7 protein-coding genes and 1 pseudogene are annotated in these 13704 nt (G+C 42.7%); 3 read left to right on the forward strand and 5 right to left on the reverse strand.

What is annotated here, in order from left to right:
- Positions 1 to 65: 65 nt before the first annotated feature.
- The 3 genes and pseudogenes from N824_RS25845 to N824_RS25855 form a co-directional block, all read right to left on the reverse strand.
- Positions 66 to 1862 (reverse strand): RagB/SusD family nutrient uptake outer membrane protein, encoded by a 1797-nt coding sequence (locus N824_RS25845; RefSeq protein ID WP_048908006.1) that lies wholly within the window; start codon positions 1860 to 1862, stop codon positions 66 to 68.
- 20 nt (positions 1863 to 1882) lie between these two features.
- A pseudogene (locus N824_RS25850) lies at positions 1883 to 5179 on the reverse strand (TonB-dependent receptor).
- A gap of 201 nt (positions 5180 to 5380) precedes the next feature.
- The gene (locus tag N824_RS25855; protein WP_152542463.1) at positions 5381 to 6526 is read right to left on the reverse strand and encodes a FecR family protein; all 1146 of its coding nucleotides are present in this window, start codon (positions 6524 to 6526) and stop codon (positions 5381 to 5383) included.
- Between the two features lie 433 nt (positions 6527 to 6959).
- On the opposite strand from N824_RS25855, the gene N824_RS25860 reads away from it, so the two are divergent.
- Both N824_RS25860 and N824_RS25875 read left to right on the forward strand, forming a co-directional pair.
- Entirely contained in the window at positions 6960 to 7505 is a 546-nt protein-coding gene (locus N824_RS25860) for an RNA polymerase sigma-70 factor (protein ID WP_048908009.1), read from the forward strand.
- Between the two features lie 978 nt (positions 7506 to 8483).
- Positions 8484 to 8723, forward strand: coding sequence for a hypothetical protein (locus N824_RS25875; RefSeq protein ID WP_048908012.1), 240 nt, complete (start codon positions 8484 to 8486; stop codon positions 8721 to 8723).
- A 115-nt stretch (positions 8724 to 8838) separates the two neighbouring features.
- Here N824_RS25875 and N824_RS25880 read toward each other — a convergent pair whose 3' ends face one another.
- Together N824_RS25880 and N824_RS25885 are read right to left on the reverse strand one after the other, a co-directional pair.
- Positions 8839 to 9606, reverse strand: coding sequence for a response regulator (locus tag N824_RS25880; RefSeq protein WP_048908013.1), 768 nt, complete (start codon positions 9604 to 9606; stop codon positions 8839 to 8841).
- Complete coding sequence (locus N824_RS25885) at positions 9603 to 12764, reverse strand: two-component regulator propeller domain-containing protein (RefSeq protein WP_161662366.1); 3162 nt, start codon at positions 12762 to 12764, stop codon at positions 9603 to 9605. The genes N824_RS25880 and N824_RS25885 overlap by 4 nt, the downstream gene beginning before the upstream one ends.
- 150 nt (positions 12765 to 12914) lie before the next feature.
- On the opposite strand from N824_RS25885, the gene N824_RS32105 reads away from it, so the two are divergent.
- A partial coding sequence (locus tag N824_RS32105; protein WP_161662367.1) for a family 43 glycosylhydrolase occupies positions 12915 to 13704 on the forward strand: 790 nt, incomplete at its 3' end.

Genomic DNA, 13704 nt, shown 5'->3' on the forward strand with positions numbered 1-13704 from the left:
AATGAACAGACAAAGATTTATAGAAATATTTTTACTTTTCATGATTTGTTATTTTGATTACTTAGTTACCATCCGGGATTTTGAACAATCAACCTGCCTCTGTCCAGCTCATATTGACTAATTGGAAACCAATAGGAAGCAGTTGGAAGAAACAAATGAGAACTGACAACCGTTCTTTTATAAAAGTCATTGTTATCTTTATTAACGTCCATCCCATGCATATTTCCCATTACCTGTGGGGCGATCTTCCAGCGACGGATGTCAAACCAGCGATGGGTTTCAAAAGCGAGTTCCACCCGTCTTTCAGCATGTATTCTGTTTCTCATCTCAAGCTGGCTTGCAGGAACTGGCAGTGGGTCAGTCCCGCTGCCATATTGAGGTACACCAGCCCTTTCCCGAATCAGATTGAGGAATTTGAGAATATCAGCATTCGCTGGTTCATATTCATTCAAAGCTTCGACATAATTGAGATAAACCTCTGCAAGCCTGAAAAGCACCAGAGGTCTTCGCTGTGTTGCTCCGTTTCCACCCGCACCATTATTGGTTTGTGGTCCGACATTCTTGCGGATCAGATATCCCGTCTTAATATAGTCTGTGGCGTGACCTGCTTTACCATTGGGTCCATTCACAAAGAAAGAGATCGGTGCCTGTGAGGTCATCGATCCGCCTTGCCAAGAAGCATTATTATAAACAATGGAGGCATAAAACCTGGGTTCTCTATTGATATACATATTGAAAATCGGCACCCCGTTCACATCGGTAAACCCAGTTTCTGAATAAAGTGAAGATTCATTATAAGGTTTTCCATCTTTCATGAAATAGGCGTCTACCTGCTCCTGGGTTACACCCAGGCCATTCCAGCCACCCGCTTGCCTTGGCATCGAGTGGACGTCCAGAGTCGCAAGATTATTTCCTGGTCTTACAAAAATCTGCTCGCTATTTCCCGCAATAAAAAATACATCCTGGTAGGATTTTACCGGATCATTACCCGGATCTTTGTACAGGCTAAACATATTCATATCAATGACGGCTTTAGCTGCATCAGCCGCTAATTTCCATTTTTGGTTATCATAAGTTTGGCTGATCAGTTGCGTTCCATCCTGATTTTTGAAATTTGCATAATCTGTGTTCCCGTTATACTGCGGACTCGCCGCATACAACAACAACCTGGCTTTGACAGCCAGGGCCATCCCAATTGTGGCACGTCCATATTCATTTTCACTCGGTTGTCCGTTGTTTGAAGGCAGTCGCGGAAGCACAGCGGCAGCCTGATCCAACTGGCTTGCGACATAGTTTACACATTCATCAAACGGACTCCTCGGTAATTGCATATCAGCTGCACTTGCATCCACGGGGAGTTCAGTGTCGCCCACGAGCACCACCGGGCCATATTGCCGCATCAACAAAAAGTAAAAGTAAGCGCGTAAAAACCGGGCCTCTGCTTTATACTGATCTATAAGTTGCTGCCCGTTCAAAGCAATAATTTCCGCATTTTCATCAATGTGATTTAAGAAGTAAGTGGCGCTGCGGATCCCTTTGTAGTAGTAACCCCATTTATCAAAAACAGGATTTCCGCCGCTGATATTCCCAGTATTGAGCTTGTAAATATCATATTTGCTCCAGGTTACGTCTACCTCATCGCTATTTCCGGTCCAGGGACTGGCACTCCATTGGTCTGATTCATCATTGATATGACTATAAATGTTGGCAAGATACTGTTCCGAGGGACCCTTTTTTTGAAATACCTGGTCAATTGTTAAGCGATCAGCCGGCACCTGATCAAGATATTTTTTGCAGCCCGTGGTTAATAGCATGCTGGACGCTAACAGAATGGCACTGCCGTATAGTATTATATTTTTCATATTTAATTTAATTTAAAAACCTATTTGAATGAACATTTGATGCCCAGGCTATATGTTTTAACCAGAGGATAGGCGGCACCGCGGCCATCTCCCAGCTCAACATCCCAGAGTTTAAAACCACTGGCCGTCCATAAATTGTTGCCCATAAAATACAGGCTAAGCGTAGACATGCCTACTCTTTTCAACCAGTTAGCATTTCTGAAATCATAATTAAGCTGCAGGGTCTGCAGACGCATGAAGGCCCCGCTTTTCATCCACCAGCTGCTGTTTTCGAAGTTCATATTTTCATTACCATAGGTCAATCTGGGATAGAAAGGGGTCGGATCAGTACTTCCTGGAGTCCACCGATCAGTGATTTGGGCAAGCAGGTTGCCGCGCTCTCCTCCCTGGCTGAAGGGCTGAAAGCCATCGCCACTAAGACTGATATCAACATTACTGATTCCCTTGAACCATGCTGCAACGGAGAAGTTTTTCCATTGTATGGTCGGCCCAAAACCATAGACTATTTCCGGCATAGAACCGTAACCAATAGGCCCCTGGTCATAAGTATCGATTTTACCGTCGCCATTCAGATCTTTATATTTGATATCCCCGGCTTTATTGCTGCCTGTCTGGTAGGGACTATTGGCTACCTCTTCATCGCTGGAAAACAGGCCTAAAGCTGTGTAACCAAACCTCTGACCGAACTTCCGGCCGATTCGCTGCTGCCAGGGAAACGGCCAAGGTGCATTGGCATCATCAACTACAATTGCCCTGGTCCAGGTAAAATTACCACGGAACCCCAAATGCCAATTGCTGCCAATCTGTTTATTTACCTCCAGAGTAGCATCAACACCCCGATTATTAACCTCCCCTAAGTTTGCCTGCGGCAAATTTCTGATACCTGCATAGTCCGGCACATCACCCCGCTGGCGGAATATTCCTGAGCGGTTCTCTTTAAATACATCTGCTGTAAGCGAAATGGCATTGTTCAGTACCTTTAACTCAATYCCTAMRYKMYGCTYTKYCGMYCKYWSCYAGGTTACGGCAACTGCATAATCGGCGATATCATAACCACCAATGTTATGTATGGCACTGCCTGAGCCATAATCATAACCGCCGTTACCGCCACCAACCGTAGAAATGTAGCCAAAACGGCGCCCACCAATCTGACTGTTACCTACTTTACCCCATGAATACCTCAGTTTTAGAAACTGAAAAGCGCTGGCCAGGGGTTTGAAAAAACTTTCCTCAGAAATTACCCATCCAACTCCGAATGAGGGAAAGAAGCCGAAACGTTTGTCAGGTGCAAAAGTTTCTGATCCGTTATAACCAAAATTGGCCTCGGCCAGATACCTGTTATTATAGGCATATGTACCACGTCCCGCCAGCCCCAAATATCGGAAAGGTATAGAACCAATAAAATCACCCGCGAATGCATCCACCCTGTCGGACTGATTAAACAAGACCAAACCTGAGACATTATGCTTACTTGCAAAGGTATTGTTGTAGTTAAGGGCAGCCTCTGTATAAAATTGTCGTGTACCTCCGTTAGCTCTTGTATAATTCAGAAAACTGGTACCCGTTGAGGTTCTGTCCAACAGCAACTTTCCATTCGCATCCCGACCGGTTGCAAGGTAACCATCAACTGTCTTGGTCCGGCTGATGTTGTGCGTATTTAAATTATCAAAAGAAAATAGCGCTGTTGCACTGAGTCCGTTTAAAACCATATTTAAATCCTGCGTCACACGAATATTACTCCACAACTGGCTTCTAAACTCATTAACATAGCCAGTCTGCGTCAGCTGATTATAAGGATTTAAGACATCGCCAGTACGAATCTGGGAATGCAAACCATTTGAATAAATCACCGGGATAGAAATTGGCGGCAAGGAATAGGCCGAACTCCAAATCCCATCAGCAGAGGTTCCCGGATAATTACCATTACTCAGCCAGCCAGAAGCCCCGAATTCAACTTTTGTCGTCTTTGTGATGTTGAGCGTCAGATTAGAGGAAAAGTTGTACCGCGAAAATTTAATAGCCGAATTGTAATCAGCGAGTTCATCTGTTTTATACAGGCCTGTTTCATCATAATAGCCAACAGAAAGATAATATTGTGCGTTTTCAGAGCCACCATTCGCATTAACACGGGCCCGCCGGTTCTGCCCTGTATTGTTGAAAAGTGTTTTGAACCAGTCTACATTCGGGTACAGATCCGGATCTTCTCCGCTAGCCGTTTTATTGATCCGGTCCAATGAATACCTCAAACCATCGGAAGGACGGCTGTTTAGACTAGCCTCATTGGCAATTTGCATATACGTTACACCATCAGCAAATTTTGGGATCGTTGTAAACTGTGTAATGCCCTGATCGTATTGAAAATTAATTAGTGGCCGGCCAATTTTACCTTTCTTCGTTTGGATCAGTATCACGCCATTTGCACCACGCACACCATATACAGCTGTTGCGGAAGCATCTTTCAAAACACTAAAACTTGAAATGTCCTCAGGGTCGATGTTCGAAAACTCGCGCTCGATTCCATCAACCAATACCAGAGGCCTGCTGTTGGTAAAAGTGGAAATACCTCTGATGTATATTTCGGAGTTGTCATAGCCCGGCTGACCACTGCGCTGCACACCGATAATCCCGGCTATGCGGCCGGCGAGCGAATTGGACAGATTCGCGACAGGCTGCTTTAGGTCTTCAACATTAACCGTGCTGATGGCGCCGATCAGGCTAGCCTTCTTTTGGGTTCCATAACCTACAACCACGACATCATTCAGATCGTTGCTCGCCTCTTTTAAAGTAACGTTTATTATTTTGTTTTTTTCGATTGGTACCTCCTGCGTAGCAAAGCCCATGAAAGAAAAAATTAAAACTCCGTTATCATCAGGCAGCTTAATAGAATAATTACCGTTCTTGTCTGTCAAGGCAGTAATATTTCCATCCTTTAGCTTTATGGTCACACCTGGAATTGGCAGCTGCTTTTCATCAATAACTTTTCCTGTCACCTGAATGGGAGCCAGCCGCACTGAGCGAATGCCGGCGGGTGTGGGAATGACTAAAATAGATTGGTTATTGATGGAATAGGTGAACGGCTGCCCGAAAAAACACTGCTGCAGCACTTCGTCCAAAGACGCGTTTTTCACATCTAAAGTTACGTTCGCGGCTTTACGCAAGACCTGCTCGTCATATAATATACTGAAGCCACTCTGGTCTTTGATAGCTGTCAGGGCTTCCAGCAGACTCACGTTATTCTTTTGGAGAGTGATTTTCTGAGCCACCGAGGACGCGCTTACTTGTAAGAAAGCGGTAAGTAATAGCAACGATAATTTCATTGTTAGAAAAATTTTGGTGTTGATATGGAAAGGTTTTCCACATCGTAATGCAGTATAAATTTTATACATTTGAATGTTTGGTTTAGTAAATAATTGATTGTAAGAGACATTTTTTGACTGCCGGACAACAGTACATTGTGCTGATACCAGGGGAGGTCGAAGACCCCTGGTATATTTTTCGGCAACCCATGGAGCGTGTAATTAATTGATCAAGGTTACCCTCCTTCCTTCAATTCTATAATTAATACCTCCTGTTAGTTTTAAGTTCTCCAACAGTTCAGAAATATTTTTATATTTAGAGATGTTCCCGCCAAATCTTTTGGTGATTGGTTGACCTTGATACTGTATATCCACGTCATACCATCTGGCAGCCTGCTTCATAACATTCATCACCGGCTCATTGTGAAATACGAACCATCCATTTTTCCATGCGACCACATCAGCAACTCTGACCTTCATTACCTCGATCCGGTGACTACCCGTAGCTCTGGCTTGTTGACCTGGCACCAGTGAAACAGTTGAACCTGAATTACCTACTTCTACCAGGCCCTCCGCGAGCGTGACTTTCACGCCGGACTCGTCCGGGTAGGCGTCTACGTTAAATTCAGTTCCTAGATCTTTTATCAGCTGCCCCTTTGAAACTACAAAAAATGGTTTTTTAGCATCATGCGCTACCTTGAAATAAGCTTGTCCGGTAACCTTAACCCGTCTTTCGCCTCCGTTGAAAGATACAGGGAACGTGATCGATGAAGCCGCATCAAGCATCACCTGGGTACCGTCAGCCAAGGTCAAATTGTATTTGCCCCCGCGAGGAGTGTATAAAGTATTGTACTGAAGCGCTGCTTCCGTTAAGCCGGCTCCTGAGCCTCGGTAGGAGATCGAACTGTCAGCAGGTTTGCTAACAAAGGTATTTCCCTGTTGCGTCAATTTGCCTAATCGGGCGTTATTGAGGACAATTTTTTTGCCGTTTGCCAAAACAAGCACCGCCTTATTACCACCCGGACCTATATCTGTTTTAACCACATTTCGGACATCAGAATGATCCTGCATTTCCGCTGGGCCGTTGTTCAGCAAATATCCAACGGCTACAGTGATCAGCAGCATTGCCGCTATGGCCGCAATTTTACGGAAATTGATAATCACCGGCGAGCGGACAAGCAGGCTAAATTCGGTATAAGATTGTTCCGTCAGATTTTCAGGTCCACCAACTTCCCTAAGCCAGGCTTCCATATCGTGATTGCCCGGGTTGTAGGTGTGAAACCATTCATCCAGCTCTGCCATTTCGGATTCGCTGCACTTTTTAAGCCGGTAACATTCCAGCAAATACTCTAGCCGTTCTTGATTCATACATTTATTTGGTTCGGGATCCCTGCGAACTGGCGCTCTACCCCGTATAAACAAGACGAACAAAGCAAGGCCTACCCTTAGTCCAAACGAAAATAAATTAAATTTCAACTATATCGTTCTGCGTTAATCTCGTAGGCTACCGATTTTATTTTTGGAGAAACTCTGTTGACATATAGTCTGCAATACGGTAAAGCGTCAAGTATAGTTTGTATCATTATCGATAGCGGGTGACATCATTTACTACGAATTTTGCTTACTAATCAGGTGTTCTGCCACTAAAAAATCTAAAATTCCATTCTCAATAGATGTTACTCTGCACAGAGTTTTATGAGAAGTGTGCTTGTTTATACACAATATCTTTACTAGTATTGCCCTGAAATAAAGGAGCTAACCAATTAAAAATCTCAGTGTTTATAACGATCAGGAACTACTTTTGCTCTGGCAGCAAGGGGATGAATCTGCATTTGAATATTTATACAAAAAATATCATATGCAGTTCCTCAGTATCGCGATGCAGAAAACGAACGACCGCGAAAAATCCATGGAGTTTGTGCAGGACACCTTCATTACTGTATTCAACAACCGGGCCTCTGCACACAAGATTACTTCTTTCAGGGCTTACTTTTACACCATTGTAAAAAACAAAATACTTGACCATTATCGTCGGACTGTGCTTCACAAACGGTACGTAGCGTACAGTGCTTCACATAGCCCAGATGCATACGAGATCCACTATATCGAAACCAGGGAACTGGAGAAACTTCTGGAAGAGGAGATTAAAAAGCTCCCGCCCCAGTGTGAGAATATTTTTCGGCTGCGACGTGAACAGGATATGTCTAACAAACAAATCGCCGAACAGCTAAATATCTCCGTTAAAACTGTAGAACAACACATGACCAAGGCTTTGAGACTCCTAAAAACGGCTTTTAAAATACACAATAAAACCCTTCTAATTTTGATGCTCATCACTTTGAATTAACCATATACAGCATACCCGCAAATTGACTTTTTTCCGCTAAAAAACGGAAGTCAAGCATAACCAACCAAGTATACATGACATGAATGAATCCTTTAAAACGAAATTATTCACCTTTCAAGGATTGATTACCTTACTGATAACCATGGAACATTACACTGAGTTCAGCCCAGACCTTAGCGGACGCAACTTTTATATTCCTCCTGAATCAGATCACGCCAAGACGGTCGAAGGATTCTGGACTGTTGACCAAATTCGTCCAGTTGAGATCAGGATCGAAAAATTAGAAGAATTTCACAAGAAGGGTGTGGGTAACAATTACAAAAAATGAAAACGATCAAAATCATATTAAAATATTAGAAAACATTTAAGCTACAGAAGCAAGCTAGTATCAACATTTAGAATGTCACAGAATGCCTTACTTCTTAAGAAAATGTTACCAAGTCCTAAAAAGGATTTTGCAAAGCATACATAGGTAGTAAGTCTAGTACAAAAGCTAAAATGAATAAATGCCGTTGATTGGTCACATTCTCACCCATCTTTGGACAATAAGCAGGTTAATAACACGTTGTTAAAAAACTTGCCGTTCAAGAATTAATTATAGTAATTTTGTGTTTTTAACGTCACATCTCATCTCCATGCCTATTATCGACCCTTTACTAGAATGTACATATAAAGCAAATAACGTCCAAACAGCGGTTAAATCAGTAATTTTAAATGAATTTCAAAATTTGTATCTGCTCGAAAATTACCTGGAATGTCTAATTGAATCACAAATTGCAGTCGAAAAAATTATCAAAATAGCTAAAGAAAAAGAAGAACCTGGTCAATAGAGTTCAGCCATAAACGGTCAATACCAAGCCAGCTCCAATGGCTTCATTCCCTCATTCTTAACTCCTTTAAAAACCAAGTTTACTAGCATGAAATCAAAGGAAGACATTTGCCGATTTTGAACAACTCAATTACTATTGCGATAATCACATGAAGCATAACGTTCCCAAAACTTCTTATGCATTGGCGAAATTTCTTGGGCTTAGCGGCTCGTACAGACTAATGCACGGCTCAACCTATCATATCACGTTTGTACTGATCGAACCAACAGATCGCGTCCAGGTAATCTGGGGGCAATACGATGAATTGCTGGTTATAGACTATGATAGCCAGGTGGACTTTTATAGTGAATGGGAGGTTGTTTTGATACTCACCAACAAACCCAGCTAGTTTGGACTTCATTTCAGCCGGAGGTCTGCCCCAGAGGCTTTACATGTCATTTCCAGCGAATTTAATTCGGCAACAAGGTCCACCCATAGAAAGATACCCTTGAGTCGAATATCGATCAGGTTTTCTCCCGGCTCAGGGTTTCCAAATAGGTGGAAGGTGAGACTTTGAAATACGCCTTGAATTTTTTGCTGAAGACAGTAGCTGAACTATACCCTGTCATTTGCGAAATTTGCTGGAAGGTAAACTGATTCGCCGCAATCAGTTCAGCAGCTTTCTCCAACCTGATCGAATTGATAGCCTGGTATGGAGACAAGACAAATAGTAATCGAACTTTCCTGTAAAATGTAGCCCGGCTCATATTCATCTGCACAGCAAGTTCGTCAATATCAATATTAGGGTTCTTTATATTTTCCAGGACATAACGTTTGAAACCCGCTAAAAATTCCGAATCGAGTTTTGACGGAGCTAAACCGCGTTTTATTACCATCAAACCAGAAGCATGTTGTTTTACATGTTCCCTGTTTATCAAAAGATTGGCTACCTGCAATTGCAAAAATTCTATTTGGAAGGGCTTTTGTATATAGGCATCTGCACCCACTTTCAATCCATCAATTTGCGCAGCATAGGTGTTTTTGGAAGTAAGCAGTACAACAGGGATGTGGTTGTATTTATGACTAAGCTTAATAAACCTGCACAGCTCGAAACCATCCATACCTGGCATCATAATATCTGAAATGATCAGCTCAACACGTTCCCTACTCAGAATGTCCTGCGCAACATCTGCGTTTATAGCGATGTGCACCCGATAGCGCTCACGGAAAATACGTGATAAAAAGTCCAGCAAATCCTGGTTATCATCAATAATTAAAATACTGCTCTTCATTCAAGGCCTCCTTTCCACTCATTCAAATTGAACTCAATTCCTTGATGGAGGGGTAAAACAAGTTCAAAAACAGTACGTCCCACCCTACTTTCAATTAAGTTCAAAGTGCCATTGTGCAGGCTAGTTAATGAAGCTGCCAGCGAAAGTCCGATGCCTGTACCCTCTTTCTGCTCACCCGGTAAGCGGAAAAAAGGGTTAAATATTTTATGGTGATAGCCAACCGGAATAGCACTGCCATCGTTGATGAAGCGGACAGAGAAGGCCGGATCCTCACTTTTCAGAAGGGACAATTCCACCCTCAAGGCATTTTTAGCATATTTTACCCCATTGGAGATTAGATTCCCGCAGATCTTTACAAAGGCCTCTTTGTCAACAAATGCGCTGATTTTTTCGTCCTGCGAATCAAAACTCAGCATGATTCCTGATTTAGCTGCCTGCAGCTTAAAATTATTGATCAGTTCTTCAATGACTTCATTGACATCAGTTCTTACAAAATTTAAAGCAAAGCCGTTCACCTCCGTTTTTCTGAAATCCAGTAGCTGCCGTGTCAATTCMAGTAACCGGTTGGTGTATTTCCGGATCATCAAAAAGTCTTCTTTTATTTCCGGCCAGTTATCTATTTTTTCACCGATGACCTGGACCGGCCCGTCAATCAACGTTAACGGTGTCTGGATCTCATGAGTGATATGAGTGAAAAACTCGATCTTCGCCTGATACATTTCCTGTTGCATTTGCTGCTCGAAAATTAAGTGTTTATCTTTATTTTTCCGTTTGAGCCTTCGAAGGTAATATCCAATCAGCATCACAAAAAATAAAGATAAACAAAGCAAATAAATACCGTAGGCCAGATAAGTTTTCCAAAACGGTGGTAAAATCTTAACGTACAACCTACGTTCCGCACCCGTCCAGCTCCCTATACTGCTTTCAGATTTTACCAGGAAGATATAATCCCCCGGAGCCAGGTCTGTGAAATAGACGCTGCGGTTCCCGTTCAGCGGATTCCAATGCTTATCGAGTCCGTCCATCCGATATTGATATTTGATAGCAGTAGGAGCAGTATAATCCAGCGTGGCAAATGCAAGTGAGAAGCTGGCTTGTGTATGTCTGAGAACGAGTGTATCTGTATACATAATCGCTTTTTTAAGCGGCGAATTCCGACCAGGCCTAACCTCCTGATTGTCGATCTGCAGACCAGTAAAATAAGTGGGGGGCCGGGATACATGCTGCTCAAACTGTCCGGGTTTAAATTCGACCAGGCCCTGAATAGAACCAAAGTACAAACGCTCTCCCATCTTCAAGGCCGAATTATAATTAAATTGATTTGTTGGAAGACCATTTTCCTGCGTATACACGTTGATTTTCAATGATGACAGTTTTAGTCTTGCTAAACCATTCAAAGTACTGATCCATAAATTTTTATGATCATCTTCCAACAGCCGGAAAGTAACATTGCTGGGAAGGCCGCTTTTTTTTGTAAAAACCCGGCTGAACTTTCGCTCTTGGTCCAATCTGACCAGACCACCGCCATCAGTAGTCAACCAAAGCGCATATGAGCTGTCCTCATAAATACCGTTTATCTGAAATACTGGATTATTGCGCAGCAGGCGAAATCCTTCTCTTCCGGAAGTCGGGTCAAAATAATAAGCGCCGCTGTCTTTAGTGCCTGCCCAGATAACCCCGGAATGATCTTCGAAAATTGCTTGGACACTGCTATTGAATAATGATTTGCCAATCTTTGTAAAGATCCTTTTTGCAGGGTCATATGCTAAAATTCCCAGGCTTTTATTTAATGTACCAAACAGTATTTTACCTTTTTTGGTCCTATAAATACAGGTAATGAAATCGCTTTTCTCCGCATCGGTTCCAATCAGCGGATAGCTGGCCTGGATAGTCCAGGTTCTTGCGTTCAGCACCTGCAGGCCATGCATATATGATCCGACATACAGCCTGTCTTGGTCTAACAGCATTCCCTGTATATTGGTTCCGAGCCGGAGTGTGATCGCGTCTGCGGCATTGTAGTTATGAAAGGAGCCTGATGTTAAATTTAATTTACTCAGCCCCCCATCTTCAGTGCCGATCCAGATATTGTCCCGGCCATCACCAGCTAGTTCTTTTATCGCGGAACCTGCAATGGAATTCTGACCATAGATGGGATAATACTTCTTAAATCGTGCATTTTCAGCAGAGAAATAATTTAGTCCTCCAAAGTATGTACCGATCCAGATATTGTTTTGGCGATCTTTACATACCGCATAAATTGCATTATCAGATAAAGAATACTCATCTCCCGGGATTTTTTGCAAGCGTCTGCTATTTCTGCTCAAGCTATTGTATATATACAGCCCTGTTTCCGAACCGATCCAATATTCATCCTTACCGCTAGCGATAATGTCCCTGATTACGGTTTGGGTATTACCTGGCTGATGTAACTGAATATCAGATACCATGCCACTGGAAAGATTGTAAAATTTCAAGCCCTGCTTATAAGTACCAATTAATAATCCGTGGCTGTCGGTTTCCAATATTTTACTGATCGGTTTGGTACTTTCCGGAAAAGCGGGATCAATAAGCTGCACAAACTTGGATTTTCCCATCACCGGCTCAAATCTCTCGATTGAACCATTGCTATGGCCCAACCAAAGGGTATTCTTTTTGCCTTGAGCTAGACAAAGCGCCTTTTTTTTCAGGTCGGTTAATTTATTTCCTCTTTGCTCATACCGGTACAATTGGTTATCCGCCAGAAACCAGATAGAATTTCCTGCATCTGCCAACAGATTGCTAAAACGACTGATCTTAAGCTCCGGAAACTGCTCGATCCTATCGAGGTACGGGTCATATTTAAATAAGCCACGGCCGGTGCCGATCCAAATCATTCCAGACCTGTCTTCACAAAGCGAAGAAATGTTATTGTCTCCAATAGCGTCATACGAATTTGTAGGATCCGCATAATATTTGAAATTATATCCGTCAAACCTGTTGAGCCCGGCCTTTGTGCCTACCCATAACATACCACGGCTGTCTTGCAAAATAGCGGTAACCGAATTATGGGATAAGCCATTCCCTTTCTGGTAATGCTTAAAATAATGAAGCTGAGCCCGACTGGTAAAACTACTCAGCATGGAAACACATATCATCAATAACAGCAGCGGAGATCTCATAAGCGAACCGAATATAAAGAAGTTGGGTATATTAACCAATTCCATATTCATTTAGCATAAATTGAGATTCACGGACTATAAAACGACCAATTTGAATACTTTCAATTTCTTTTCTTTGAAACTTTAGTTAAACTACGGCGATCGTTATATATGAAATCATCAGATTATCTCTTTTCAAAACTGACATTCTTTTTTATACTATGTCTCTCACTGGTTTCGCCAGGCGGAAAAGCACAGCAAACCTTTTGTAATCCCATTAACATCAGTTACCGCTTTTCGCTTGATAAGCCATCGCGCCGAATGGCAGCAGATCCTGTTATTGTGCTTTTCAAAAATAATTATTATTTATTCGCAACCGCTTCCAGCGGCTACTGGTTTTCCGAAGACCTGCTCAAATGGAAATTTGTCACCACCAGGGATCTGCCATTTGAAAAAGACGCGCCTGCTGCTGCTGTAATAAACGGTGAATTATATTATATGCCGCTCAATAGCAATATTATTTATAAGGCAACGGATCCCATCACCGGAAAATGGGAGGTATTTAACGCTGACTTCCCGCTTTCTATAGGCGACCCTGATCTCTTTCAGGACACCGACGGCCGAGTGTACATGTACTATGGCTGCACCAATAATGACTATTTAAATGCGGTTGAACTCGACCCCAATAATAAACTTAAACCAATTGGTAAGCCAGTACAGGTTTTAAAAGGCGACCCTGCCAGAAGAGGATGGGAAAGACCTGGCGACTATAACACAGGAACTGAAAGACCATGGACGGAGGGGCCATGGATGACAAAGCACAATGGTAAATATTACTATCAGTATTCCGCCCCTGGCACAGAATTCAAAAGCTACGCAGATGGTTATTTTGTATCGGCTTCTCCGCTCGGCCCATTTTCCTACGCGCCCAGCAGTCCATTTTCGGCTAAACCTGAAGGCT

The organism is Pedobacter sp. V48 (assembly GCF_000523515.1).
Taxonomy (GTDB): domain Bacteria; phylum Bacteroidota; class Bacteroidia; order Sphingobacteriales; family Sphingobacteriaceae; genus Pedobacter.